Below are 25,595 nucleotides of genomic sequence, written 5' to 3' on the forward strand. Positions count from 1 at the left end.
GAGCCGTTGATGATCAATTCATGATCGTTTTCGAGCCAGTGCCGAGGGCGCTCCCCCGCGCCGCGGGTTCAGCTCGCGCGGCGGGTGAGCGCGCGGCGCACCACCTTGGTGAGGACGGCCGGGTGGAACAGCAGCGTGGGCGGCGCCGACATGTTGAGTACGCGGACGAACCTGGCCCACACGTCCGGGTCGGCCACGGCGAGCGCGAAGACGCGCTCGTTGTACCAGTGGGCGAAGCGGGCGGGAAGTGGCTGGTTGCCGGGGGCCCACATCAGGTCGGAGCTGCTGGCCATGGTCCACGGGACCTTGATGAGGCGGGCCGCGCCGCGCTGGTAGGCGCGACTGAGGCCGTCGAGGCCGGAGGGGCCGCCGCGGCGGCGGCGCAGCAGGCGGCCGAGCAGTTCGGCTTCGAGCGCGCCGACGGTGAGGCCCTGTCCGTACACGGGGTTGAACACGCAGACCGCGTCGCCGAGCGCGATCAGGCGCTCGGGCCAGCGGGGGTTCTTGTGGTGCAGGCGCCACTCGTTGCCGGGGTTGGTGTAGCGGTGGATCTCGCCGCGCCGGGTGCCGCGCTTGATCTGTTCGGCGAGGCGCGGGTTGTCGAGGCTCTGGGCGAAGTCGAGGTAGCCCTCGTCGTCGGTGGGCGGCACGTGCTGGTCGAAGCCGAACAGCGAGCACATCCAGCGGTGGTGCTCCACGGCGAGCACCACCCCGCCGCGCGGGACGCCGGGCGCGAAGGCCATCTGGTACGCGACGTCGAAGTCCGGCCCTTCCCTGCGGTCCTGCGGCGGGCGTTCGTAGCACGCGGACGTGTAGGTGATCTTCGCCTTGATGGTGGTCCTGGCGGAAACCGGCAGCTTCGCGTCGGTGAGCCAGCGGTCGACGGAGGTGGCGCGGCCCGACGCGTCCACGACCAGGTCCGCGGTGAGCTCCACGGACGCGTCGGCGCCCGCCGTGCGGTAGCGCACCCGGTCCAGGCGGCCGGGGGCGCTCCCGGTGACCGTCTCGCAGTGCGTGGCCGCGAGCAGACGCACCGGCGCGAGCGCCGACACCCGCTGGCGCAGGCGCCGTTCGAGCTCGTCGCGGGTGAAGGTCTGGATGGACACCCCGACCGGGTCGCGCGGCGCGAAGCCGGTCGGGAGCAGGAAGCTGATCCGCTCGCCGTAGTCGAAGACGGGCGCCCCGAGGTCCGCGAGCTCCGCCCGCAGCCCGGGGAAGAGCCCCTCAAGGACCTCGCTGCCCTTCGCGAGCATCGCGTGCGCGTGGTAGCCCTGCGGGATGTGCGGGTGCACGCCCGTGTCCGGCTCCACCGGGTCGCGCTCCAGGACGAGCACGTCGGCGAAGTGGTCGGCGAGGACACGTGCGGCGACGAGCCCCGCGTACCCACCACCGACGACGACGGCCCGCTCCCAGCGGGGTCCTGCCTGAGGGCTGCGCTTGTTCGTGGCCATGACCCGTCCCGTTCCTCTCGGCTCAGCTCGGCGCGGTCCGCCCGGCTCAGATCTGATGCCACTTCACCTCGCGCCGCCGGGGCGATCAAGACCGACCGGGGAGCGCACGGGAGCACGGGGCGTGGCGACGCCACCGCCCGACTCCCCTGCCGATCAAGGCCGTTGGGGGAGTCGCGCGGCGGCATCGCACGGCCGACCGTGCGGGTGTCAGGTCACCATCCAGTGGCAGTCGAACACCCAGCGGTGGGAGCTGATCGTGTTGTTGATGATCAGGCCGTTGGGGTAGATGTCCGTGGGCTGGTTCAGGTTGTCGGCGTACTTCTCCCCGCGGGTGAGGCAGGCGTAGCCGCCCTGGTAGTGGGCGTGTTGGTAGAAGGCGACCATGTCGTAGGTGTCGGGGAAGCCGTTGTTCATGACGGAACCGGCACGGTCGTTGGCGTTGTACACGTCACCGTTCTCGTCCCAGTTCACGTCGTTGTCGGTGTCCTCCGCGATCATCTCGCCGTAGCAGTCCTCGTAGTCGAAGGCCCGGACGTTGCCGTCCGTCGGGTTCTCCTTGTAGATGCCGTTGCAGTTCGGTCCCGCGTGGGCGGTGGTCGTCGGGACCATGACGGCCAGGGCCGCGATTCCCACCGCTACCGCGGCTGATCGGATTCCGGTTCGGCGCATGACGGTTCTGCTCCTCTGTGGTGTGGGTTCTTCGTGGTGTGGGTTCTGCGTGGTGTGCGGTGACGCGCCGGGCCGCGCGGTCACGACGTGCCGACGACGTCCCGGGCGCGGTCCAGGGCCGCTCGTTGCAGGCGGCTGTGGGTGCGGAGCTCGCGCTGGATCCGCTGCGGAAGCTCGTCGCGCAGGGCGTCCTCGGCCTGTTGGCCGGTCTGCCGCAGCCGGGTCTCGCGGGCGCACCGGGCCTCCGCCACCGCGAGCCGGACCTCGGCGGCGAACCGCGCGTCGGCCGGCAGCTTCGGGATCCGGGTGCGCAGCCGGTCGCGGGCCGCCGCCGGTGAGGCGAGGGTGTAGCCGTGGGTGCGCACGCAGCGCGACCAGGAGGCGACCGCGGCCCGGTAGGCGGGGACGCGGGCGAGCTTGGAGGCGTACAGGGGTGTCAGGTTGGAGGCGGTCTTCTCGGCCACGAACCACGTCCGGCGATCGCCGTAGAGACGCTTCTCCGCGTACGCCGAACAGCCCCCCAGCTTGTTGGTGATCGTGGCGCCGGTCGGCAGGGTCACCTTCATCTCGGGCGCCCCGGCCCCACCGGTCAGGGCCGTGAGATAGGCGGTGCGGCGCGCGCCCGTCAGGGACTTGAGGTGGGCGAGGTTGGGGTTCGCCCGCTTGGCCTTGGTGAGCTTGGCCTCGATCCTGCTGCCGTAGCCGTGCTCGCGGGCCCAGCGCGGGTCGTCCAGGATCGGCCCGACGGGACGGCCCTCCGCCACCGACAGCGGCAGCCACACCCGGTAGGGCTGGCCGCGCTCGGCCATACAGGCCGCGATGAGGGCCTGCTCCGCGTGGGCAAGACGGTACCGCTCGGTGTCGCTCAGGCGGCGCGGCGCGTCGTCTCGGCCGCCCCTCGCGGCGGGCGCGTCGGCCCCGGAGCCGCACGCGGCCAGGGCCGCGACGAGGAGTACGGCGGTGGCGAGGACCGCCGGGACACGTGGCGGACGGAACGAGGGCCCCCGGCGGCCCCTCCGCGCCGGGGGCCCCGCCGTCAGCCGATCGTGACGAGGCACGCCGGCTTGCTCCCGGTTCCCGAGCAGGAGGCGTCGTCGACGTTCGTGATCTTGGTCCAGACGCCCTTCTTCTTCGTCCCCTTGGACACGATCACCGGCGGAATCGTGGGCAGCGGGAGCATCATGTGCAGGGAGTACGCGTTCCGCTCGAAGGTGAAGCCGTCGACGTCCCCGCCGTCACCCGGACCGCCGGCGTCCTGGCCGGGATCCAGCGGCTGCTGCTTGCACTTGAGGTTCTCGAAGTTCGCGCGGCGCGCGTCGACCGTGTTGTTCCAGACGTCGCACCGGTGCACGCGACCGTTGCCGCTGAACGACGCGAACTCCATCTGCTTGTTGGTGCGGTTCACGAGCTCGCCGTACGCCGCCGCCGGCGAGGCCTCGCTCGGCGCCGACGACGCGCTGCCCGGCGTCAGCACCGCCGCAGTCGTCGCGAGCAGCACCGGCAGAACGACCCCGGTGGCCACTCGGCCCCTTGTCCTAGAAGCCGTAGAAGCCGTAGAAGCCGTAGAAGTCCTTGAGGTCCTTGAAGGCACAGCTGTATCCCCCGAATCCGTGAGTGACCGCCACCGGCCTTCCCGGCGACGACGGGACCGACTGTGCCGCCGGCCGGCACCGACCGGCCAGCGAGACCGCGTCCCCACTCGGCCGGGGACGCCTCCCACCCTCTTGACCTGCCGAGTCGGCCCCGTTCGGGGACGGGCGTGGGATGCTGTGCCCGAGCCGGAAGGCCGTCACGGGGGTGGGGGACTTGGCAGAGGCACGGGATTTCCGCGATCTTGCCGGTGCGCTGACGGGACTGAAACAGCGCAGCGGGCTCAGCTACCAGGAGTTGGGGCGGCGGGTCTTCACGTCCAGCTCCGCCCTGCACCGGTACTGCAGCGGCAAGGCGGTGCCGCGCGACTACGGACTGCTCGTGCGCATCGCCACCGAATGCGGCGCCGGTCCGGACGAGTTGAACGAACTGCTGCGGTACTGGCGGACCGCGACGGACGAGGCGCGGGCGACCGGGTCCGGCGCGGGCCCCGCCCCGGGAACCCGCCCGCCTCCGCACCCACCCACCCGCGCCCCGGAGGACCGGCCCCCGCGCCGCCGCCCACCCGCACGGCGCCTCGCCCTCGCCCTCCTCCTGGCGATCGCCGTCCTCGGCACCGCCGTCGCCAGCACCCCGGACGCGGGCGCGCCCCCGGACGTGCCGGTGCCCGCCGGGGCGACGAGCTGGTCCCAGGCGCCGCTCCCCGTCGATCCGGCGCTGTTCGGCGTGACCATGAACAGCTTCAGCGGGGCCATGCCCGCGTTCCGGGTGGGCGCGGTGCGGCTGTGGGACAGCGAGACACGCTGGGCCCAACTGGAGCCCCGGCGCGGCGAGTTCGACTGGTCCACGCTCGACCGGCTGCTCGGCGGCGCCGAACGCGCGGGCCTGCCCGCCCTGTTCGTCTTCGGCGCCACCCCGGCCTGGGCCGCACCGGACGCCCGCAAGGCCGCTTATGGCGACGGCTCCCGCGCGGCGCCGCCGGACGACCTCGACGACTGGGACGCCTTCGTACGGGCGCTGGTGCGGCACGCGGGCGACCGTATCGACGCGTACGAACTGTGGGTCATGGGCAACCACGAGCACCACTACAACGGCAGCGTCCGGACGCTCGTGGAGATGACCCGCCGCGCGAGCCGCGTCATCCGGGAGCACGACAGGGACGCGACCGTCGTCTGCCCCTCCGTCACCGAGCTGTGGACGGCGTCGGCGCACCGCTTCCTGCTGCGGTTCGCCGAGCTCGGCGGCTATCAGTACTGCGACGCGGCCGGGGTCAAGCTCTACCAGCACCGGGTCACGGATCCGCCGGAGACCATGCTGGAGGCGGTGCGGAACGTCGAGCGGACCTTCCAACGGGCGGGCTACCACCTGCCGTTGTGGAACACGGGCAGCACCCAGACCCTGCCCCTGAACGACCCGCTGCCCGAGGACCGGGCGGCCGAGCACGCGGTCCGCTTCTATCTGACGGGCCTGTACGCGCGCCAGGTGCGGCGCATGTACTTCTACGCCTGGGGCAACAGCAAGATCCCCGTCGTCCTCCAGGCCGAGGGCCAGCCGCCCGCGAAGGCCGGTCTCTACGTCGGCCGCCTCCAGCAGTGGCTGGCCCACGCCCGCGTCCGCGCCTGCGGGCACGGCGTGCAGATCGCCCTGCCCGAGAACGTCTGGCAGTGCGAGTTCCTGATCCCCGACGAGCACGGCACGCCGCGGCGGGCCCGCGTGCGCTGGACGCTGGCGGGCACGGCGGACGTGCCGGTGGGCGGCGGGGCGAAGTCCGTGCGGTACCTGGACGGGCGGGTCCGCGAGGTCGACGGCCGGGACAGCGAGCGGATCACGGAGCGGCCCCTGCTCATCGAGTACGGGTGAGGGCTCGGGCCGTCCGGTACGGGTGCGGGCCGGGGGCATCCCGTACGGGTGAGCGCCGGGGCCCGCCGGACGCCCGGGGTGGGACTTTGAGGCACGCGACTCTGCCCCGCCGTCGTCCCCGGCGCGCGTGCGGCCCGCGCCGGACGGGGAGCACGATCGGTCGCGGGGCGGCGCGGGGCCGGACCCGGCCGGTGGGAGCGGGGAGCACGAGCGTGATTCATGAGGTGGACGAGGTCCTCAGGGGCCTGCTGCGCGGCGGGGCACTGGCCGGTTCCGGCATCGACGTGTCCTTCGACGTCCCCACCCGTGACTGGGCGGCCCGGCGCAACGCCCCGGTGATCAACGCCTACTTGTACGACATCCGCGAGGACTCCTCGCGACGGCAGCGCGGCCACTCTCCCGTGCGCGACGAGCGGGACGTCGTGGTGCGGCGCCGCCGGCCGCCGCGCTGGTTCCGGCTCTCGTACCTGGTGACGGCGTGGACGAAGACACCGCAGGACGAGCACCGGCTGCTGTCCGCCGCCCTCGCGACGCTGCTGCCCCACGAGCTGCTGTCCCCCCGCGAACTCCCGGGCGCGCTCGGCCGCCTCGGTCTGACGGTGCCGGTGACGGTGGGCGGCACGCAGTCGGAGTCCCGCTCCCTCGCCGACATCTGGTCCGCGCTCGGCGGCGAGCTGAAGCCCTCCCTGGACGTCGTGGTGACGGCGCCCGTTCCTTCGGTCCCCGACTACGACGCCGGTCCCCCGGTCACCGAGGGCGCGGCGATCCGGATACGCGGCGTGGACGGCGGCCCGCCCCGGTCGGCCGAACGCGCCCACCGGCCCCACCAGGTGGCGGCGGCCCGTGCCGCGCAGGAGCGGGCGGTGGAAGGCGGGCGGGCGGCCGCCCGGCGTACGGAGGGGTCATGAGCGCCTCGTTCCTGGACGACCCCTCGTCCCTGGAGGGCCCCCTGCTCCCGCCGGAGCCCTCGTCCCCGGAGGACCCGGCACACGCCCTCCTCGCCCGCCTCGCCGACCTGCGCCGCACGGTGACCGCCCTGGTCGAGCACCGCTCCACGGACGACCCCACCGCGCACGACCCGTTGCGCGGCCTCTACGTACCCGATGAGGCCGTGAGCCACCTCCTGAGCACCTGGCGGGACGCCACGGACGACACGGACGACACGGACGCCCCGCCAGGCGCCCTGGACCGGTGGCCGCACGGCGTCGACGACCGGCTGGCCCGGACGGCCGCCCGCACCCGGCTGACCGACCTGGACACGGCCGTCCTGCTCATCGCCGTCGCCCCCGACCTCGACCGCACCTTCGAGCCGCTCTACGGCTACCTCAACGACGACGTGAGCCGCCGCCGCGCCACCGTGGGCCTCGCGCTCGACCTGTGCGGGGTGCCCGCGCACCTCGCGGCGGCCCGCGCCCGCTTCCACCCCTCGGCGCCGCTGCGCGCCCACGGCCTGCTGACCGTCGAGGACGCCGACCGGCCGCTGCTGTCCCGGGCGTTGCGCGTGCCCGACCGCCTGACCGCCCATCTCCTTGGCGACGACGCCCCGGACGCCGCGCTCCTCGGCGGCCTGACCCCGATGCCGAAGCCGCCGCCCGCCGCCGGGCACGACGAGGGCTTCGCCGAGCGGCTCGCCGCCCGGCTCGGCGAAGGACCGCTCACCGTCTATCTGCGGGAGCACCGCGAGGGCGACGCCCTGGCGACCCTCGCGGCGGCCCTGCCCGCGGCGGGACTCGACGCTCTGCGCTGGTCCGGCGCCGCCGAGCACGTTCCCGAGCTGCTGCGCGAGGCACGGCTGAGCGGCCGGGCGGTCGTGGTGTGCGGCCTTCCCGACCGACCGGGCCCGATGGTCGCGGAGTTGACCGCGGCCACCGACGTGACCGTCCTGCTCGCCGACCCCCGCCCCTACGACCCGCAGTGGTCCGCGCACGACCCGCTGGTGCTCCAGGCGCCCCGGCTCCCCGCGGGCGGAACGGCCGTGTGGCGCGCCGCGCTGGGGCCCGGCGCCGACGCCTTCGACCTGGCCGGGACCGTGGCGCCGTACCACCTCGGCGGCGACCGCGTGGGCCGGGCCGCCCGGGCCGCGGCGGCGCTCGCCGCCTTCGACGGGACGCCGCTGAGCGCCGCGCACGTCCGGCTCGCCGCCCGTCGGCAGTCGGCGTCGGGGCTCGAACAGCACGCACGCCGCATCGAGCCCGCGGTGGACTGGCGTGACCTGGTCCTGCCGGCCGGGCCGCTCGCCCAGCTGCGGGAGCTGACCCTGCGCGCCCGGCACCGCGACCGGGTCCTCGGCGACTGGCGCCTCAGCGCGGGCGGCGGTCGCGGGCGCGGTGTCCTCGGCCTGTTCGCGGGCGAGTCCGGGACCGGCAAGACGCTGTCCGCGGAGGTGATCGCCGCCGATCTGGGCGTCGACCTCTATGTGGTCCAGCTGTCCTCGGTCGTGGACAAGTACGTCGGCGAGACCGAGAAGAACCTCGAACGGATCTTCACGGAGGCCGACCGCACGGACGCCGTCCTCCTCTTCGACGAGGCCGACGCGGTCTTCGGCAAGCGCTCGGAGGTCAAGGACGCCCATGACCGGTACGCCAACCTGGAGAGCGCCTACCTGTTGCAGCGCCTGGAGTCCTTCGACGGCATCGCGCTGCTCACCACCAACCTGCGGGCCAACATCGACGACGCGTTCACGCGCCGCCTGGACCTGGTGGTCGACTTCCCCTTCCCGGACGCCGAGCAGCGCCTCGCCCTGTGGCGGCACGGCCTCGCGCATGTGCCGCGCGTGGACGGCCTCGACACCGGGCCGCTCGCCCGGGACTTCGAGCTGTCCGGCGGGGCGATCCGCGGCGCGGTGGTCACCGCCGCGTACCTCGCGGCGGGCCGGGACGAGCCGGTGGGCGCGGGCGATCTCCTTGAGGGCGCGCGCCGCGAGTACCGCAAGGCGGGCCGGCTCGTCCCGGGTGAGGCGAACTGGTGAGGGAGCGCCCGGCGGCGCAACGGTGACGGAGGGCCAGGCGGCTCACCCGTGACGGGTGGGGCGTGACAGCGAAGAGGGGCCGGTGACCCGGTCAACGGTCACCGACCCCTCGTCCCCTGTCACGCCCCACCCGTCACACGGTGAAGCGGACCGCCTCCAGCTGAAGGTTCAGCTCCATGGGGCTGCCGCCGTACGTCCACTTCCCGGGTTCGGTGCAGGACTGTCCCATCCACTGCTTGTCCTTGACGTACGCGTCGTGGCACACCGAGCCGTCGAAGACCTGCATGGTGTACCCCTGCATCGGGTTGACGTCCCCGTCGGTGCTGCCGAGGTACATGTTCCGCTCGTCGTCCGCCGTCTCCCACTCGTCGCCCTTCCGCCAGCCGTCGATGACGAAGGCGCTGGCTCCGGTGACGCCGTCGGTCCTCGACACCGCGACGTTGAGGGCCTTGACGGCCTTGCCCTCGCCGACCGAGCCCGCCTCGGCGCCGTCGCACTCGGGCTTCTGCCAGCCGCCGTCCTCGACGTAGACGCGGTAGCAGATGTGGCGGCCCTCCTCGCGCTCGGCGAGCTTGCGCACGGCGGTGGCCGCCGTCACCTTGCGCGGCTTCTTCTCCTTCTCCGGTTTGTCTTCCCCGCCGCCCCCGCCGCCTCCGCCGCCCTTCTCCTCCTCGTCGCCGCCGCCGGACTTCTCGGGCTTCTCGTCCGCCTTGTCGTCGGGCTTCGGGGGCGGGCTCTTGATCGGGGCGGAGGGTTTCGGCTCGGCGATGGCGCCCGCCTTCTCGGGCTTCTCCAGGGCCGCGCTCTTGACCTGCGGCTTGTACGTCAGCCAGATCATCAGGAACGCGATGGACAGCGCGAGGAGCAGCCCGAGCGTGGTGGCGAGCCAGCCCGGCAGGAATCCGCGCTGCACATAGGTGCCGTCGACCTCCATCGGCTCGGTCCCGGAGCGCCGCACGGTCAGCGCGTACGGCTGTTCCTGCTTGGAGCCGAACCAGATGATCTGTTTGGGCCGCAGCGTCGCCTTCACGAACGCGGCCCGGCCAGGCTCGATCTGGACGTTGCCCGGCTGCAGGTCGTACGACAGCTTGTCGCCGGTGTCGCTGCCGCTGAGCGAGGCGGTGACCTTGGTGTTGCCGAGGTTGTCCACGGCGAAGCGGGGCCGCCCCCGGAACCGGCCCTTCACGGTGGGCGGGACCAGTTCGGCGCGCACCTCGGTGAAGGGGGTGATGGTGAGGTTGCCCTCGGGGACGGTGACGGCGTCCGGGTGTTCCGTCGGGGAGATCCGCACCGCGTACGGGTTCGGCCCTGCGGTCGCGTCCGGGGTGCGCGGCGGGGCGAACGTCAGCTCCACCGTGCCCGTCGTCCCCGGGTAGAGCCGCAGCGACCGTGGCTCCACCGTGGTCCAGGGCGCGAGGGCGCCGACCGGTTCGAAGTGGTACTCGTCGACGATGTCACCGGTGTTGCGCACCCGGAGGCGCACCGTGGTGCTGCTGCCGGGGTCGACGGTCGCGGACGCTGGTTCCAGGGAGGTCCAAAGGCTCACGCCCACGACGCTAGGAGCGGCCGCGGATCATGTCACGAGGCGGCCGGGCAGACCCCGTTGCCCCGACGGGCGGCGGTTCCGGCAGGCCGGGCAGTGCCGGGCGGGCCGTCCTCGGGGGCAACCGGGTCTGCCCCCGTCGCCACCCCCGCGGCCCTGTGCCGCGCGCCGCGGCCCCGGCACCATGACGGCGACTCTCGCCGACGCCGGACGGCGACCCCCGTCGACGTTGGAGGCGCTGATGCGGCAGCGGCAGACCGATTCACGCGGCCACGAGGGACGGGAAGGACGCGCCGACCGGCAGCCCCGGCCGGCGGCCAGGACCTCTTCCCCCGTGCCGCTCACCGCCGAGGGGATGACTCCCGCCGGGCTGCGTGCCATGAACGACGCGGCGGGCAACGGGGCGGTCAACCGGGTGCTCTCCGTGCAGCGTGCGGGCGGCAGCGGGTCGGGCAGGCACTCCCGGCCGGAGGGCAGTGGGTCCGGCAGGCACTCCCGGTCGGAAGGCAGTGGGTCCGGCAGGCACTCCCGGAGGGACGCGCCCGCCCGGCGGGATCCCAAGGACGTCATGAAGGACATCAAGTCCGAGGTGGACGGGCCGCCGCTGGTGAGCTACGGCGCACGTCGGCAGGGCCGGGCTCACGAAGAGTTCTGGATGCGGTTTCCGCGTTTCAAGGACGGTGAGGAGGCCGAGGAGACCACGCACGAGACCAGCGCCCTCCTGTTCGACAGCATGAAGGGCGCCCAGGAGCGGGCCAGGCAGGAGGAGCCGGACGGCGGCGCGGAGGACGCCAACAACCGCGAGGTCCAGGGCATGCTGATCAACGACCGGCTGGTGTTCGCCTCGAACTTCAACTCGTCGGTCGACACCCTCGTGAGCCAGGGACGGCAGGTGTACGGACACGAGCCCTCCCTCCAGGAGCTGCTCGCGTTCCAGCAGAGCCAGGAGGGCCGCCGACGGGGGCTGCACGCCTACGAGGCGGAGAACCTCGAGGCGAAGCTCGCGAGCTACCGCCGCAAGAACGCGGCGATCGTCAGCGGGCAGCGCGGCGCGGGCGAGCAGGGGCGAGGGCCGGACCCCGCCGCCAAGGTGCTCCAGGCGCAGCTCAATTCCCCCGTCATCGTCGTGGACGTCGAGGACAAGAACCTGCACACCATGCTCACCAGCCCCAAGTACGCGGGCCGGGTGTTCCTGCTCCGGTTCGCGCAGCTCGACCCCAGGGCGAAGAAGCAGGGCAAGAACAGGGGGGAGATGAAGCAGGAGGAGTCGGTGCACGCGGAGCAGAAACTGCTCATCGCCCTGAGCCGCGCCGGCGTCACTCCTGGCCAGGCGGCCACGAAGCCCCTCGTCATCATGGGGAAGTACCGCCCCTGCATGGGCTGCGCCGCGGCGTTGACGTACTACCGGGACCAGATGGGGTTCGGCAATCTGAGCTTCGACGAGAACTACGGGCACTACTTCCAGGGCTCCGTGAACTCTCTGCACACGCACCTCGAGCACATCATGGACGACGACTACCTCGCGCACATCAAGCAGATGGTGCACAACGACATCACGAGCACCCCGGCGATGGCGCACGAGGCGGCTCCGGCAGGGGCCGGACACCGCCGTCGCGGCCCCACGCTGCGGGTCCCCGGGCGGCTCGCGGCCCGCCAGGCCGACGTCACTCCGGTCGCCAGCGACGCCGAGTTCGACGAGGACGGGACCTACACCCGTGTCGCGCGGCCGCTGCAGGACACCTGGACGGTGGACACCGCCCCCGCGGGCATCGGGAAGGGCGCCGCGACGCACCAGGTCCCGCGCCGCAGGACCGACAAGCTCTCCGCGGACCAGGCGGACCAGCTGCACGGACTCTGGAACGGCGGGGCCGGCGCCGACGCCACCAACGAGAGCCGCCAACAGGCGATCGAGCTGCTGTTCAACTACCACAGGTCCAGCACGATGTCCCTCAAGCACCTCGGGAGCGCCGTCGACCTGTCCGAGAACCGACTCGGCACCTATCTCACCCGCTACGAGAAGGAGGGCCACTGGACGCACACGCCGCAGCGGTCCAACAAGCCCGCGCGGGGTGCGGCGAGCACCACGACGGCGACGAGCAGGAAGAAGGGCGCGGTCGAGAAGCAGTTCTCCAAGGGGAGACCTCTCGACAGGGCGGGCAAGGACACCATCAAGGCGGCCATCCGTGGCCTGTCGGGCCACGCATGGTGCGCCGACTGGGAGCGGCGCCACTCGGGCAGGTCCAGCAGCGACCTGAACCCCACCAAGGCTCCTCTCGACCTCCTCGCCACGCTCGCCCGGCTGCGCCGCGACGACAACTACAGCGTCTCGGAGATGTCCGCGTACCTGCACACGGGCTCGAACGGGGACAACCTGCGGAAGGCCCTCAACCGCAAGGGCAAGGAACGGCTCGCGCAGATCGAGGGCGACTCGGGTGCGGCCTCCTCTGCGCAGGCGGACCAGTACGCCGCGCCCGCCCCCGCGCAGCCGGACCACTACGCCGCCTCCTCGTCGCAGGCGGACTACTACCAGGCGGGCTCCTCGTCGGGGGCCGACTACTACGCCGCGGACTCCTCGTCACAAGCGGGCCACTACGGCGGCGAGAGCAGCGCGACAGGCGCGGGATACCAGCCCCAGGTGCCCGAGGTCCCGGGATTCACCCTGCATCTCGACCCGTTCGGGCAGGCGATCTACATCGAGGACGACACCGGCCACCACTACATCCTCCTCGGCGGCAGGATGGTCCGGTTCCAGACGAGCGTCGACGCCGGGGACGTCCGGATGAGCGACTACTGAGCGTCAGCCCTCGTCGTCCGTGTCGTGCCCGGCCGGTGCCGGCCGGCCGGGCAGCGACAGGTCGGGCTTCTCGCCGCGGGCGATCTTCTTGCCGTTCGAGTCGGCCTGGAGCTCGAAGGGGTCGCCGGGGCTCGAGACCCTGACGCCCGAGCCGTCGTCGGTGCCCGCGACGGGTCCCATCGCGTTCTGGAAGCGGTGGCCCAGCTCGTGGAACATCACGTCGTCGGGCAGGTTCGGCTCGGCGGCGACGATGTGCGGTCCCACGGTGTAGGCGAGGGCGCCGAACTCCCGGGCGGACTGCTGCGCTTCGGGCCCGTCGTGCTTGCGTACGTCGCCGAAGTTCATGCCGTACGCCTGCTCGGCGCGCTCCCGGATGCGCGGCTCAAGAGGGGCCCCGGGCGAGGCGAGGGCGGCGCTCAGGCCCATCTGCCGTTGCATGACGGGCTGTTCGCCGGACGGTTCCGTCTGGCCGTGGCCGCAGCCGGGGCCGTGGGCGTGCCGCTCCTCCTCGACGGCCCGCGACACGGCGGCGTTGCCCGCGAGGCGCTGGAGGCTCAGGATCCGCCCGGCCGTCGTGGCGGGGCCGGGCGCGCGGTGCGGTCCGGCCGGACCGGGGCGGTGGGCCTTGCCCTGGTCCCCGCCCTCCTTGGCCTGCGTTCCGTGTGCGTGCACGACGCTCCCTTCGGCACGGGACAGAGCTGACCCACCACCTTTGACCGGCCGGGTCCGGTCCGGACAGGTCCGCGGGGGCACCCTCTCGGGCACACCTGCGGCCGTCGCGCCGAGGCGTGCGGACACCCGGCGTCGTGAAGTGCCCCTGCGGGCAAGGACGTTGCCCCGCGCCCGGCACCTGAGGACGTTTCAGTGACGGGAGTGGCCCGCGAGGGTGGGAGGGTCCCGTCCCGTACCCGAGGAGAGCAGAGCATGCCGTCCTACCTGTCACCCGGCGTCTACGTCGAGGAGGTGGCCAGCGGCTCGCGCCCGATCGAGGGGGTGGGCACCTCCGTGGCGGCCTTCGTCGGGCTCGCGCCGGCCGGACCGCTGAACGAGCCGACGCTGGTGACGAATTGGACGCAGTACGTCACGTCCTTCGGCGACTTCACCGAGGGCTACTACCTCGCCCACTCGGTCTACGGCTTCTTCAACAACGGCGGCTCCGCCGCGTACGTGGTCCGCGTCGGCGGCTCCGCCGAGGGTGTGTCCGGCGACGGCGAGGCACCGGCCGCGGTGGCAGGTCCTGCCGCCGCCCCGGCGGCGCTGCCCGCCGCGGAGCCGAAGCAGCTCGGCACGTTCTCGGTGACGGCCACCGGGCAGGGCCGCGACGGCCGGCTGTCCGTGGAGGTCGCCGACCCCGAGGGCGAGGGCGCCGCCGACCGCTTCAAGCTGATCGTCAAGGACGGCGACAAGGCCGTCGAGACGTACGACGTGAGCGCCAAGAAGGGCAGCCGCTCCTACGTCGTCACCCAGGTCAAGGAGCGCTCCAAGCTCATCGCCGTGACCGAGGCCGCCGCGGCGGCGCAGCTCGCCCGGCCGGAGAACCAGACCGTGACCCTGCCCGCGCCGCCCGCCCCGGCGGCCCCGCTGCCCGCGCCGACGGAGCGGGCCACGACCGGGCACGCGGGCCCCGCCGAGTACCTGGGCGACTCCGCGGACCGCACCGGCTTCGGCGGCCTTGAGGCCGTCGACGAGATCTCCATGGTGGCCGTGCCCGACCTGATGGCGGCCTACCAGCGGGGCACGATCGACCTGGAGGCCGTCAAGGCCGTCCAGCTCGGGCTCATCGCGCACTGCGAGCTGATGGGCGACCGGGTCGCGGTCATCGACCCGCCGCCGGGCCTGAATGCCCGTCAGATCCGGGTGTGGCGGCAGGAGACGGCGGGCTACGACTCCAAGTACGCGGCCCTGTACTACCCCTGGCTGAAGTCCTTCGACCCGGCCTCCGGGCAGTCCCGCATGGTCCCGCCGAGCGGCCATGTCGCCGGCATCTGGGCCCGCAACGACTCCGAGCGCGGGGTGCACAAGGCCCCCGCCAACGAGGTCGTGCGCGGCGCCGTCGACCTGGAGCTCCAGATCACCCGCGGCGAGCAGGACCTGCTCAACCCGATCGGCGTCAACTGCATCCGCGCCTTCCCCGGCCGCGGCATCCGCGTCTGGGGTGCCCGCACCCTCTCCTCCGACCCCGAGTGGCGCTACCTCAACATCCGCCGCTACTTCAACTACCTGGAGGAGTCGATTCTGATCGGCACCCAGTGGGTGGTGTTCGAGCCGAACGACCACGCGCTGTGGGCCCGCATCCGCCGCAACGTGTCGGCGTTCCTGGTCAACGAGTGGCGCGGCGGCGCGCTCTTCGGGCAGCGGCCCGAGGAGGCCTTCTACGTCAAGTGCGACGAGGAGACCAACCCGCCGGAGTCGGTCGACCTCGGCCGGGTCATCTGCGAGATCGGCATCGCGCCGGTCAAGCCCGCCGAGTTCGTGATCTTCCGGCTCTCCCAGTTCTCCAGCGGGAGCGGGGAGTTGGAGGAGTAGGCGGCCCCCGGGTCCCCGCACACCACCGTCAACAAGCCCAGCGGCTTAGAAGGACAGCGAACTCATGAGTCTGATGCAGGGTGACTCCCTCACTTCACACAACTTCGGTCTGCAGATCGACGGTGTGATGGTCGAGTACCTCGCGGAGGTCAGCGGCCTCACTCTCGAACAGGACGTCATCGTCCACCAGCAGAACTCCGCGCAGGGCAAGCCCGAGGTGAATCTGCTGCCGGGCGTGCAGAAGAACGGCCAGTGCACCGTGGTGCGCGGCATGACCCAGTCGTCGTCGTTCACGACCTGGATCAACGACTCGATCAACGGTCAGATGAGCACGGCCCGCAAGAACGCCTCCATCATCATGATGGACTACCAGGACAATCCGGTGAAGCGGTACAACCTGCGCAACGCCTGGTGCAGCAAGGTCGACGCCAGCACCCTCAAGGCGGGCGAGGCCGCGGCCCTCACCGAGACCGTGACCATCGTCTTCGAAGAACTGGTCATCGAGTAATGCGGCGCACGGCAGCCGGTGCGCCGGGCGCGGGCACGGCCGCCGCGCCGCCGCAGCACCCTCAGTCCGCGGCGGCGGGAGCGGATGCCCCCGTCCCGTCTCCCGCCGCCGCACCACTCGACCCGGCTCCCCGGGAGCTGCGCACCGAGTTCCCCTTCCAACTGCCGCGCGGCTACGTCGACGAGTCGGGCACCGTGCACCGGGACGGCGTGATGCGCCTGTCCACGGCGCGGGACGAACTGGTCCCGCTGCGCGACGTGCGGGTCCAGGAGAACCCCGCGTACCTGTCGGTGGTGCTGCTCGGCCGCGTCATCACGCGCCTCGGCACGCTGCCGATGGTGCACGACGGGACCGTGGAGAGCATGTTCGCCTCCGACCTGGCGTTCCTCCAGGACTTCTACCGGCAGATCAACGCCGAGGGCCACACCCGCGCCGCGGTGGAGTGCCCGCACTGCTCCGAGCCGTTCGAGGTGGAACTCGGCGGGAGCCGCCTGGGGGAATCGTGACGTACGCGACCGACCGGCTGCATGAGGAGATCGCGTACGTCGCCTACCACTTCCACTGGAGTCTGGCGGCAATCCTGGACCTGGAGCACCACGACCGCCGCCGTTACGCGGACCAGATCGCGTCCTTCGTGACGCGCGCCGGGGCGGAGGGCTGAGCTGTGGGGTTCTTGGAACGGCTGCGGGGGCGGCTCGCGGGCGACTCGTGGGGGGAGGGGCGGGGTGCCGCCGCTCCCGGCGGGGCCGCGTCCGGGGCCGAGCCCGGTGGTTCCGGGGCCGGTAGTTCTGCGTCCGGAGACTCCGGGTCCGGCGGCGCTGTGTCCAGTGGCCCTGTGCCCGGCCCGGCGCCCGTGGCCGCCTGGCCGGGGCTCGCGCCGATTCAGCGTGCTGTGGCCGACGGGCGGGCCGGGGTCTCCGACACCGCGTTCGGCACGCGGCTGCCGACGTGGCAGAACCCGTCCTTCGCCGGGGCGTCGTCCCTCACCACGGTCCTCGGCACCGGCCCCGGCTCCGGTCTCGGCAGCTTGCTCTCGGGCGCGCCGGCCGAGTCGGCGCGCCCGGTGACGGGGCTCGAACGGCCCGCGGAATCACTGCCGTTGGGGAGTGCGGGGGACGCGGCCGGGGCCGGAGCGGGGGTGGCGGGTCGGCGGGTGCCCGTGGTGCCGTTGCGGGCGGTCTCGGGGGCGGGAGTGGGTTCCTACGCGGGCGGGGCGGGGCCCGGTCCGGCTTCGGCGGGGGCTTCGCCGGGAGCGGCTTCGGTCTCGTCGAGTGCTTCGGCGCGTGCCTCCACGGGGACGGCTGCGCGCGGGGCGATGGGTGCGCGTGGGGCGGCCTCTGTGGGCGGGGCGGCATCGGTGCAGCGTGCCGTTTCCGGTGGAGTGGCCGTGCCGGAGGCGTCCGGCACGGTGGAGGTGCCGGGGCCGTCGGGTGCGGTGCCGGTCGTGGCTCCTGCGGGCGCGGCGGCGGGTGCGCCCGCCTCGGTGCCGGTCGTACGGGCGGGTCTCACGAGCCCGGCCTCCTCGCCTACCCCGGCCCCGGCTCGCGGCGTCCGCGTGTCCCCCGTACCGGCTACTCCGCGCCCCGCCACCGGGCCCCGGCCCCTGACGAAGGCGCCGACCGCGTCGACGGCCGTGCAGCGCCGCGCCCTGCCTGTCGCGCGGCGCGGATCCACGCCTGCGCGGACCCAGGGCGGCACGTCGGCCGAAGTGTCGGCGTCTCCGTCGGCCTATCCGTCGGTGTCGGCATCTCCGTCGGCGTCGGCGCGGGTGTCGGCGTCGGCGTCGGCGTCGGCCGGAGCTTCGGCCGAGCCCGATACTCCGGGACAACACGCACACCCGTCCACCCCCGCCACCCCCACCACGACGACCGACCGGCAGCCCATACAGCGGGCCGTGGACCAGAGCACGGGCACGGGTACGGGCCCCGGCCCCGGCCCCCGGAGCAGCCCCCGACCGCCGTCGACTCAAGCTCCCCTCGGCGAGCGCAGCACCAAGTCGCCCTCCGCAGCCGTACGTTCAACATCACCCAGCAGTACGACACGGCGGCCCGCCACCCCGCCGCGCCCCGCCGACACCCCACCCGCACAGCCGAAGTCCCTTCAGGCGCACCCGAACCCGAAGCAGCCGCCGCCCGCCCCGAACCGGCCCCTGCCCTCTGGCAGTTCGCCTGTGCCCGAGCCCCCGCGCGGGCAAGCACCCACCCCTGCCCGCAGGCCGGACCCGGCGTCCACCCCGACCTCACCCGCAGCCCCGACACCGGCCAAGGAAGCGGACACGGTACCGGGCGCATCACCGGCACCAGGCGCATCACCGACAGCGGCCACGGCACCGGACGCGGCACCGTCATCGAACCCGGGCAAGCCCTCGCCCCCGCGCACCCCGAGCACCGCGCCGCGCTCGGCCCCGGACGCGCCGAGCACCCCGCTCCCCTCCACCACGCCGCCCGCACGTCCACAGGTCCAGCGAGCCCCGGCACGCCCCGTCCCCGGAGCCGCGCCCACTGCCACGCCCGCGTCCTCCCCCGCAGCCGCCGGACCCACAAGGCCGCGCGTCACGGGCGACCACTCCGGCGAGCCCGCCACACCCCGCCCGTCGGCCCCGGCGCCCACCCGACCCCACCGGCCGACCACCGCGCCCACCACGCCCACCTCGCCCTCCAGCCCACCGGACACCGCCGCGCCGAACACCGCCCTTCCCGTACAGCGCGCCTCCCGCACCACACCAGGGCCGACCACGCCCGCGTCCCACGGCGCCACCAGCCCTGCCCTCGCCTCCCCCGCGGACGGCACGGCCCCCTCCAGCACGCCTCCGAAGACGCCCGACTCCCGTATCGACGAGGCAAGTTCACCCTCCGCAGGGCCCACCGCCGCCACCAGCGAGCGCCCGGCAGTGCAGCGCGCCGCCACCCGCAAGCCCCCGCGCCCCGGCCTCGGCGCCCCGATCACCTCCACCGCGGCCGCCGCGCCGACCTCCACACCCAGCGCCTCCCCGGCCCCCGTACAGCCCTCCGCACCGAGCCCGGCACCGGCCTCCGCACCGGAGGCATCGGCATCGGCTTCAGCAGCCCCGACCCCACGCCCCGACTCCACCGCGCCAACGCGCCCTCCCCACGCCCGTGTTCCGGCTCCCGCGCCGACCCCCGCGCAGCCCCACGTCGAACCGGCCGCCCCGCCCACGCAGCAGGTCCAGCGCGCCGCGGCGCCTCTCACCACCCCCCTGCGACGCCGGACCCACCTCGGTGCGCCCCTCCCCAGCGCCCCCGTGGAGACCGCGCCCCTCACCCTTTCCGCGAAGCCGCCCCGCGACGCCTCGCACCCCGCCGGTGGCTCACGCGCGCCGGTCCAGCGCAGCACCGCCGCCGCGCCCCCCGACGGCTCCGGCGACCTCAGCGGCCCGAGCGGCGCACCCTTCACGGCGCTCCCGCCGACACCACCCGGACGTACAGCCGCACCTGCCGCATCCGGTGCGCCCTCCGCACCCCCCGCCGTCCAGCGCGCCACCACCCCCGCGAAACCCGTCCATCTGCGCGTCCTGCCCGCGCCCACCGGCACCTCGCTCCCCCTCCCCGTGACGCCCCTCGCGCCGCCTCCGTCCGCCTCGCGGCAGCCCGCGCACCCGCGCCCCGTCGCGCCGGTGGGGCCCAGGGCACCCGCCGGGACCGGCACCGACGGGCCCGCCGTCCAGCGGCTGCCGTTCCGGTCGCCGCTCAGGTCCAGCGCGACGGCCGCGCTCGCCGCCAGAGCCGCCGCGACGGTGTCCTCCACCCTCGGGCACCTCACCTCGCGCCGGGACGACGCCGACGTCCCGCCGCCGCCCTACTCCCCTCCGACCGGTCCCCCGCCGCCGTACTCGCCGCCGGGCAACGGGACCTCGCCGCCGCCGTCCGGCCAGGTGGCCGCGGCAGCGGCGCCGCCGCCCGCGTACAGCCGGGTCCCGGACGGCACGTTCGACCCGAAGGACCTCACGGAGTTCCAGCTCGACGAGCTGACGCACCGCATGATCGGCCGCATCACGCGGCTGCTGCGGGCCGAACTCCGCATGGACCGCGAGCGGATCGGCAGGCTCCGCGACGACCGGCGGTGACGGCCCAGGCCACACAGACGCACGTACCCGCACGGCTGGACGAACGGCCCAGCAGTCACGACAGAAAGGCGCTCCCCGATGCCCCGCCAGGACCCGGGCTCCACCATCTGGTTCTCCCTCTCCATCGACGGCGAGAGCCTCGGCCGATTCAACGGCTGTGACGGTCTCTCGTCCCAGGTCGAGGTCGAGCACCACCAGGAGGGCGGGAACAACGGCTTCGTGTGGCAACTGCCCTCCCGGGTCACCTTCTCCACGATCCGGCTGACCCGTCCGCTCACCCCGGACACCACGAAGGTCGCCAAGTGGATCTCGTCCGTGCAGACCGGGATCAAGCGGCCCACCGCCGAGATCACGGCGCTGCGCGCGGACGGGTCCGAGGTCGCCCGCTGGGGGCTCATCGACGTGCTGCCCGTCAGCTGGCAGGGCCCCACCCTCGACCCCGGCAGCCCGGCCGTCGCCACGGAGGTCCTGGAGATCGCCCACCACGGGTTCACGGACTAGGGCGCCGAGGAAGCAGCAGAGGAGCAGGGGACAAGCACATGCCCAAGAGCAAAGGCGCAGGCAAGAGCCTCGTGCGCGCCAGTCTCGCCATCCATGAGCCGCCCGTCGGCACCAGCACCACTCCGGGGGCGCTCATGAAGACGTTCGACTTCGAGTTCAACCCGGCGCAGCTGACCATCGGCCGCCGCGCCCAGTGGACGGTGACGCCGACGGCGGCCGAACGGGACGGCGCCATACCGGAGTTCATGGGCGCCGAGCCGCGCGAGATGAGCGTGGAGGTGTTCCTCGACTCCTCCGCCAAGCCCACCGGCAAGACGGTCCTGAAGAAGGTGGAGGCGCTGCTCAACTGCTGCACCGTGACGGCGAAGAGCAAGGACGCCGACCAGCCGTCGCCGCCGTGGGTGGTCCTCCAGTGGGGGTCGTTCGCCACGGCTCGGTTCACCGCGTACGTCAGCTCCGTGCAGGCCTCGTACACCCTGTTCAGCACCACGGGCGTCCCCATCCGGGCCACCTGCCAGCTCCAGCTGCACGAGATCCCCGGCGAGCCCATGGGGCAGAACCCGACGTCGGGCGCGCTCACCGCGCAGCGCGTGCACCGGGTCGTCGCGGGCGACTCGCTGCAGTCCCTGGCCTGGCGCGAGTACGGCGACGCCACGGCGTGGCGGACCATCGCCGACGCCAACGGGATCGACGATCCGTCCCGACTGACGACGGGCACCGAACTGGTGCTTCCCGCACCGCAGGAGGTGCGGCTCTGATGGCACACATCGCCTTCTCCAGCGTCCTCGACGTGCGGATCGGCAGCGCGGGACTGCCCCTGCCCCGGAAGGTCGCCCCGATGCTCGTCGACGGCTGGGTCGACCAGGGCGCGGGGGTGCCGGCCGCGTTCCGCCTCACCTTCCGCGACCCCCACCACAAGGTCCTCGGCCTGCTCGGCGTCACGTTCGGCACGAAGGTGGTGCTCACGCCGGTCGCGGACGGCAAGGGCACCGGCGATCCGCTGTTCACCGGCGAGGTCACCGCACTGGAGGCCGACTACGACGGCACCGGCTCCTACACCGTCGTCCGCGGCTACGACTACGGGCACCGCTTCCTGCGCCAGCGCCGCGTGGCCGCGTACACGAACGAGACCGCGTCCTCGATCGCCCGGCGCCTCGCCGGTCTCGCTGGGGTGCCGGTCGGCAGGATCGACTCGTCCGGCGGGCGCTACGAGTTCATCAGCCAGGCCAACGTCACCGACTGGGACTTCATCGCGCGGCTCGCGGACGAGAACAAGATGGTCATGTCCCTGGACGCGGACGGCAAGTTCAACTTCGTGAAGCCCAAGCCGTCGTCGGGCGCGCCCTCGCCGAAGACGGACAGCAAGAAGAGCACCTTCGTCCTGAAGGCGGGCGCCGACATCCTGCGGCTGCGGACCGCGGTGACCGCCGCCGACCAGGTCTCCACGGTGCAGGCGCGTGGCTGGGACGTCGCCAACGCACGGGAGGTCGTGGGCACTTCGCGCTCCGCGCGGAACCCGAACTTCGCCATCGGCGCCACCCCGGGCGAGGCGGCGGGCGCGTTCAAGAAGGCCACGCTCGTGCAGACCTCGACGCCCTACGACAAGCCCGCCGAGGTCGACCACGCCGCCGACGCCCTCTTCGACGACGTGTCCTCGTCGTTCTCCGAGCTGGAGGTCGTCGTGCACGGCAACCCCAAGCTGCGCCCCGGCGTGCCCGTCGCGCTCGGTGACGTCGGCAAGCCCTTCGAGGGCAAGTACACGACGACGTCCGTGCGGCACGTGTTCGGCAACGGGCAGCGCTACGAGTCGTGGGTCACCGTCAGCGGCCGCCAGTGGCGTTCCCTGTACGGGCTCACCTCGGGCGGCAACGACAGCGCGCCGCGGCTGCCCGGCGTGGCCAACGCCGTCGTCACCGACGTCGACGTGAAGGACGAGCAGGCCCGCGTGAAGCTGAAGTTCCCGTGGCTCGACGACAGTTATGTGAGCGACTGGACGCGCTGTGTGCAGCTCGGCGGGAAGCGCGGCGGCGGGATCTTCCCGCTGGACGTGGGCGACGAGGTCCTCGTCGGCTTCGACCGGGGCGCGCTCGACCACCCCTTCGTGATCGGCGGGCTCTACAACGGCAGGAACAAGCCGACCCGGGGCAGCGCCCCGCTGTACTCCGGTGCGCGCAACCAGGCCAGCCGCCACACCATCGCCGACCGCACCGGCAACCGCGTCGACCTGCTCAGCCAGCGTGTGGGCAGTCACCGGGGCGTGCGGATCAGCACGGGGGACGGCAAGTTGAAGGTCAATCTGGACCGCGCCAAGACCGAGATCACGGTGGACAGCAAGGGGTCGGTCACCATCAAGGGCAGCCGCTCGGTGTCCGTCCAGGCGGGCACGGACCTGACGCTGAGCGCCAAGCGCAACGTGTCCATCAAGAGCGGCGGGATCCTCAGCCTGCGTGCCGGGAGCGCCGTCAACGTGAACGCGGGCGGCGGCGGCTTCAGCGTCAACACCTCGTTCCTGAACGTGCGGGCGACCGGCCTCGCGACCGTCAGCGCGGCCGGGCCCCTGGCGCTCACCTCCGCCGCGAGCGTGGCGCTGACCTCGTCCAACATCAATCTGACCGGTGCGGTCCTGGTCAACCGCAAGCCACTGCCCTTCTGATGCCGATGAGGACCGGTGATTTCTGATGGCCGAACAGTTCGTTGGCTCCGGCTGGGCGTTCCCGCTGCGCATCGGCCCCACCGGGGGCATCGCCCTGGTCAGCGGGGAGCGCGAGATCGAGGAGGCCATCCGGCTCGTCCTCGCCACCGCGCCGGGCGAGCGGCCGATGCGCCCCGAGTTCGGCTGCGCCATCCACGACCTGGTGTTCTCCCCCGTCAACGAGCAGACCGCGGGCCGCATCCAGCACGAGGTGTATCTGAGCCTGGACCGCTGGGAGCCGCGCATCGAGGTCCTGGAGGTGGAGGTCACCGCGGGCGAGGACCAGAGCGTGCTCTTCATCGACGTCCGCTACGCGATCCGCGGCACCAACAACCCGCGCAGCCTCGTCTTCCCCTTCTACGTCATCCCCTCCCACGAGGACCCGGAGGCCCCGGGGACGTCCGGCGGCCCCGGCAACTCCCCGGAAAGCGACCACTGATGCCCCTGCACTCCCCCAACCTCGACGACCGCCGCTTCCAGCAGTTCGTCGACGACGCCAAGCGCTACATCCAGGAGCGGGCGCCGGAGTGGACCGACCACAACGTCTCCGACCCCGGCGTCACCCTGGTCGAGACGGTCGCCCACATGGCCGACCAGATCGTCTACCGCCTCAACCGGGTCCCGGAGAAGAACCACCTGGCCTTCCTCGACCTCGTCGGCATCACGCTGTTCCCGCCGGTGGCCGCGCGCACCGACGTGACGTTCTGGCTGTCCGCGCCGCGCGACGAGACCGTGGCGGTGCCGGTCGGCACCGAGGTGACGACGCTGCGTACGGAGTCCGAGGACGCGGTGGTCTTCGCCACCGAGCGCGATCTGCGCATCGTGTCCTGCGCCCTGCGGCACCTGATGGCGCAGCCGCGGGGCGAGCCCGTCGCGGACCGCACCACCGAACTCGCCGAGGGCGGCGACGTGCTGTGCTTCACGGCGGCCCCGCGCCCCGGCGACTGCCTGCTGTTCGGCCTGACCTCGGCCGTCCCCGACTGCGCGGTCGCCCTCGAACTGGACAGCCGCGTCGACGGCGTCGGCGTCGACCCCCGGCAGCCGCCGCTGGTGTGGGAGGCCTGGACGGCGGACGGCTGGCGGAGTTGCGAGGTCCACCGCGACGGCACCGGCGGCCTCAACCGGCCCGGCGAGGTCGTCCTGCACGTGCCCGGCGGCCACGTCCTGTCCCGCAGCGGCGGCCACGAGGGCGGCTGGCTGCGCTGCCGCGTCACCGACCCACTGCCCGACCAGCCCTTCTACACGACCTCGCCGACGGTGCGCGCCGCCGACGTCTGCACGGTCGGCGGCACCACACGCGTCGTGCACGCCGAGACGGTGTACGACGAGGCGCTCGGCGAGTCCAGCGGGCTGCCCGGGCAGCGGCTGCGGCTCGCCCACGCGCCGGTGGTCGGCGACGATCCGCCGTTGCTCCTGCAGACCGCCGAGCGGGACGGCTGGGAGGACTGGCGGGTCGTCCCGCACTTCTCCGAGTCCCGCCCCGACGACCGGCACATCACCCTCGACGCGGCCACCGGCGACCTCGCCTTCGGCCCCGCCGTCCGCGAACCCGACGGCTCCCTGCGCCAGTACGGGATGGTCGCCCCCAAGGGTGCCGTCATCCGCGCCCGCCGCTACCGCACCGGCGGCGGCAGGTCCGGCAACGTGGCCCGCGGCGCGATCAGTGTCCTGCGCACCTCCATCCCGTTCATCACGGAGGTCGTCAACCGCGAGGCCGCGCACGGCGGGGTCGACGGCGAGACCGTCGAGGAGGCGAAGGTCCGGGCCCCGATCACGCTGCGCGCCCAGGAGCGTGCCGTGACCCTGCGCGACTACGAGGAACTGGCCCGCCGCGCCGCCCCCGAGACCGCCCGCATCACCTGTCTGGAGGGCGCCACCGACGAGGTCGGCGCGTACGCGGTGCGGGTCCTCGTGGTGCCGCAGGCCGTGCCCGACCCCGGCGGCCGGCTGCGCTTCGAGCAGCTGGTGCCCGGGGACGCGCTGCTCGACCGCGTCACCCGGCATCTCGACGAGCGCCGCCTCATCGGCACCCGGCTCGCCGTCGGCCCGCCCTACTACCAGGGCGTCACCGTGGTGGCCACGGTGCACGCCTTCCGCGGCGTGGAGACCGACCGGGTACGCCGCGCTGCCCACGACGCCCTCTACCGCCACCTCGACCCGCTCACCGGGGGTGCCGACGGCCACGGCTGGCCCTTCGGGCGCCCGGTCCAGGCGGGCGAGGTCTTCGCCGTGCTCCAGCGGGTGCCCGGCGTGGAACTCGTCGACGAGGTCGTCCTGCATCCGGCCGACCCGCTGACCGGCAAGCGCGGCGACCCGACCGACCGCATCGACCTGGAGCCGACCGCGCTCGTCTTCTCCTTCGACCACCGCGTCCGTGTGATCGGGGACGCCGCATGACGACTCCGCCTC

Annotated in this window: 21 protein-coding genes; 14 read left to right on the plus strand and 7 right to left on the minus strand. The window is 73.3% G+C overall.

Features of this window, described 5'->3' with window-relative positions; genetic code table 11:
* Positions 1-68 precede the first annotated feature (68 nt).
* From OO63_RS15850 to OO63_RS15865, 4 genes are all read right to left on the minus strand, one after another.
* On the minus strand, positions 69-1,451 hold the full coding sequence (locus OO63_RS15850; RefSeq protein WP_030360094.1) for an NAD(P)/FAD-dependent oxidoreductase: 1,383 nt from the start codon (positions 1,449-1,451) through the stop codon (positions 69-71).
* A 207-nt stretch (positions 1,452-1,658) separates the two neighbouring features.
* Entirely contained in the window at positions 1,659-2,120 is a 462-nt protein-coding gene (locus OO63_RS15855) for a hypothetical protein (protein WP_030360093.1), read from the minus strand.
* An 80-nt stretch (positions 2,121-2,200) separates the two neighbouring features.
* On the minus strand, positions 2,201-3,178 hold the full coding sequence (locus OO63_RS15860) for a hypothetical protein (RefSeq protein ID WP_051810919.1): 978 nt from the start codon (positions 3,176-3,178) through the stop codon (positions 2,201-2,203).
* Positions 3,157-3,642 carry a hypothetical protein gene (locus OO63_RS15865; protein ID WP_030360091.1) on the minus strand — a complete coding sequence of 162 codons (486 nt, stop codon included), beginning with the start codon at positions 3,640-3,642 and terminating at the stop codon, positions 3,157-3,159. Before OO63_RS15865 ends, OO63_RS15860 begins: the two co-directional genes overlap by 22 nt.
* A gap of 284 nt (positions 3,643-3,926) precedes the next feature.
* Here OO63_RS15865 and OO63_RS15870 point away from each other — a divergent pair, with 284 nt between their 5' ends.
* The 3 genes from OO63_RS15870 to OO63_RS15880 all read left to right on the plus strand — a co-directional run bounded on the left by OO63_RS15870 (position 3,927) and on the right by OO63_RS15880 (position 8,538).
* Entirely contained in the window at positions 3,927-5,570 is a 1,644-nt protein-coding gene (locus OO63_RS15870) for a helix-turn-helix domain-containing protein (RefSeq protein ID WP_063750413.1), read from the plus strand.
* A 212-nt stretch (positions 5,571-5,782) separates the two neighbouring features.
* Positions 5,783-6,478, plus strand: a complete 696-nt coding sequence (locus OO63_RS15875; protein WP_030360089.1) for a Pvc16 family protein — start codon at positions 5,783-5,785, stop codon at positions 6,476-6,478.
* Positions 6,475-8,538, plus strand: coding sequence for an ATP-binding protein (locus tag OO63_RS15880; RefSeq protein ID WP_078619158.1), 2,064 nt, complete (start codon positions 6,475-6,477; stop codon positions 8,536-8,538). The genes OO63_RS15875 and OO63_RS15880 overlap by 4 nt, the downstream gene beginning before the upstream one ends.
* Before the next feature lie 133 nt (positions 8,539-8,671).
* Here OO63_RS15880 and OO63_RS15885 read toward each other — a convergent pair whose 3' ends face one another.
* On the minus strand, positions 8,672-10,084 hold the full coding sequence (locus OO63_RS15885) for a hydrolase (RefSeq protein ID WP_030360087.1): 1,413 nt from the start codon (positions 10,082-10,084) through the stop codon (positions 8,672-8,674).
* Positions 10,085-10,322: 238 nt separating this feature from the next.
* Between OO63_RS15885 and OO63_RS15890 the strand changes: the two genes are divergently transcribed.
* A complete protein-coding gene (locus OO63_RS15890; RefSeq protein WP_157854010.1) occupies positions 10,323-12,875 on the plus strand; it encodes a hypothetical protein in 2,553 nt (850 codons plus the stop codon).
* Positions 12,876-12,878: 3 nt separating this feature from the next.
* Here OO63_RS15890 and OO63_RS15895 read toward each other — a convergent pair whose 3' ends face one another.
* The gene (locus tag OO63_RS15895) at positions 12,879-13,547 is read right to left on the minus strand and encodes an eCIS core domain-containing protein (RefSeq protein WP_030360085.1); all 669 of its coding nucleotides are present in this window, start codon (positions 13,545-13,547) and stop codon (positions 12,879-12,881) included.
* A 252-nt stretch (positions 13,548-13,799) separates the two neighbouring features.
* On the opposite strand from OO63_RS15895, the gene OO63_RS15900 reads away from it, so the two are divergent.
* From OO63_RS15900 to OO63_RS45985, 4 genes are all read left to right on the plus strand, one after another.
* Positions 13,800-15,401, plus strand: coding sequence for a phage tail sheath subtilisin-like domain-containing protein (locus tag OO63_RS15900; protein ID WP_030360084.1), 1,602 nt, complete (start codon positions 13,800-13,802; stop codon positions 15,399-15,401).
* Positions 15,402-15,465: 64 nt separating this feature from the next.
* On the plus strand, positions 15,466-15,909 hold the full coding sequence (locus OO63_RS15905) for a phage tail protein (RefSeq protein WP_030360083.1): 444 nt from the start codon (positions 15,466-15,468) through the stop codon (positions 15,907-15,909).
* Positions 15,909-16,415, plus strand: a complete 507-nt coding sequence (locus tag OO63_RS15910; protein ID WP_030360082.1) for a hypothetical protein — start codon at positions 15,909-15,911, stop codon at positions 16,413-16,415. Before OO63_RS15905 ends, OO63_RS15910 begins: the two co-directional genes overlap by 1 nt.
* The gene (locus OO63_RS45985) at positions 16,412-16,570 is read left to right on the plus strand and encodes a DUF6760 family protein (RefSeq protein ID WP_087886307.1); all 159 of its coding nucleotides are present in this window, start codon (positions 16,412-16,414) and stop codon (positions 16,568-16,570) included. The genes OO63_RS15910 and OO63_RS45985 overlap by 4 nt, the downstream gene beginning before the upstream one ends.
* A 539-nt stretch (positions 16,571-17,109) precedes the next feature.
* Here OO63_RS45985 and OO63_RS45420 read toward each other — a convergent pair.
* A complete protein-coding gene (locus tag OO63_RS45420) occupies positions 17,110-17,418 on the minus strand; it encodes a hypothetical protein (protein WP_030360081.1) in 309 nt (102 codons plus the stop codon).
* A 1,753-nt stretch (positions 17,419-19,171) separates the two neighbouring features.
* On the opposite strand from OO63_RS45420, the gene OO63_RS15925 reads away from it, so the two are divergent.
* The 6 genes from OO63_RS15925 (at position 19,172) to OO63_RS15950 (ending at position 25,583) form a co-directional block, all read left to right on the plus strand.
* Entirely contained in the window at positions 19,172-19,993 is an 822-nt protein-coding gene (locus OO63_RS15925; protein WP_051810922.1) for a hypothetical protein, read from the plus strand.
* 78 nt (positions 19,994-20,071) lie between these two features.
* Complete coding sequence (locus OO63_RS15930; protein ID WP_030360079.1) at positions 20,072-20,494, plus strand: phage tail protein; 423 nt, start codon at positions 20,072-20,074, stop codon at positions 20,492-20,494.
* Positions 20,495-20,532: 38 nt separating this feature from the next.
* The gene (locus OO63_RS15935) at positions 20,533-21,252 is read left to right on the plus strand and encodes a CIS tube protein (protein WP_030360078.1); all 720 of its coding nucleotides are present in this window, start codon (positions 20,533-20,535) and stop codon (positions 21,250-21,252) included.
* Positions 21,252-23,147: a VgrG-related protein gene (locus OO63_RS15940; RefSeq protein ID WP_030360077.1), complete on the plus strand. Its 1,896-nt coding sequence runs from the start codon at positions 21,252-21,254 to the stop codon at positions 23,145-23,147. The genes OO63_RS15935 and OO63_RS15940 overlap by 1 nt, the downstream gene beginning before the upstream one ends.
* 25 nt (positions 23,148-23,172) lie before the next feature.
* Positions 23,173-23,625: a GPW/gp25 family protein gene (locus OO63_RS15945; protein WP_030360076.1), complete on the plus strand. Its 453-nt coding sequence runs from the start codon at positions 23,173-23,175 to the stop codon at positions 23,623-23,625.
* Positions 23,625-25,583, plus strand: a complete 1,959-nt coding sequence (locus tag OO63_RS15950) for a putative baseplate assembly protein (RefSeq protein ID WP_030360075.1) — start codon at positions 23,625-23,627, stop codon at positions 25,581-25,583. The genes OO63_RS15945 and OO63_RS15950 overlap by 1 nt, the downstream gene beginning before the upstream one ends.
* The last annotated feature ends 12 nt before the right edge of the window (positions 25,584-25,595 follow it).

Source organism: Streptomyces alboflavus, from assembly GCF_000716675.1.
Classification (GTDB): domain Bacteria; phylum Actinomycetota; class Actinomycetes; order Streptomycetales; family Streptomycetaceae; genus Streptomyces; species Streptomyces alboflavus.

Excerpts from the sequence above, each read along its gene's own strand:
- OO63_RS15935 (WP_030360078.1), top strand. The coding sequence starts at position 20,533 with ATGCCCAAGAGCAAAGGCGCAGGCAAGAGCCTCGTGCGCGCCAGTCTC.
- OO63_RS15940 (WP_030360077.1), top strand. The coding sequence starts at position 21,252 with ATGGCACACATCGCCTTCTCCAGCGTCCTCGACGTGCGGATCGGCAGC.
- OO63_RS15855 (WP_030360093.1), bottom strand. The coding sequence starts at position 2,120 with ATGCGCCGAACCGGAATCCGATCAGCCGCGGTAGCGGTGGGAATCGCG.
- OO63_RS15945 (WP_030360076.1), top strand. The coding sequence starts at position 23,173 with ATGGCCGAACAGTTCGTTGGCTCCGGCTGGGCGTTCCCGCTGCGCATC.
- OO63_RS15890 (WP_157854010.1), top strand. The coding sequence starts at position 10,323 with ATGCGGCAGCGGCAGACCGATTCACGCGGCCACGAGGGACGGGAAGGA.
- OO63_RS15930 (WP_030360079.1), top strand. The coding sequence starts at position 20,072 with ATGCCCCGCCAGGACCCGGGCTCCACCATCTGGTTCTCCCTCTCCATC.
- OO63_RS15910 (WP_030360082.1), top strand. The coding sequence starts at position 15,909 with ATGCGGCGCACGGCAGCCGGTGCGCCGGGCGCGGGCACGGCCGCCGCG.
- OO63_RS15905 (WP_030360083.1), top strand. The coding sequence starts at position 15,466 with ATGAGTCTGATGCAGGGTGACTCCCTCACTTCACACAACTTCGGTCTG.
- OO63_RS15900 (WP_030360084.1), top strand. The coding sequence starts at position 13,800 with ATGCCGTCCTACCTGTCACCCGGCGTCTACGTCGAGGAGGTGGCCAGC.
- OO63_RS15950 (WP_030360075.1), top strand. The coding sequence starts at position 23,625 with ATGCCCCTGCACTCCCCCAACCTCGACGACCGCCGCTTCCAGCAGTTC.
- OO63_RS15880 (WP_078619158.1), top strand. The coding sequence starts at position 6,475 with ATGAGCGCCTCGTTCCTGGACGACCCCTCGTCCCTGGAGGGCCCCCTG.
- OO63_RS15850 (WP_030360094.1), bottom strand. The coding sequence starts at position 1,451 with ATGGCCACGAACAAGCGCAGCCCTCAGGCAGGACCCCGCTGGGAGCGG.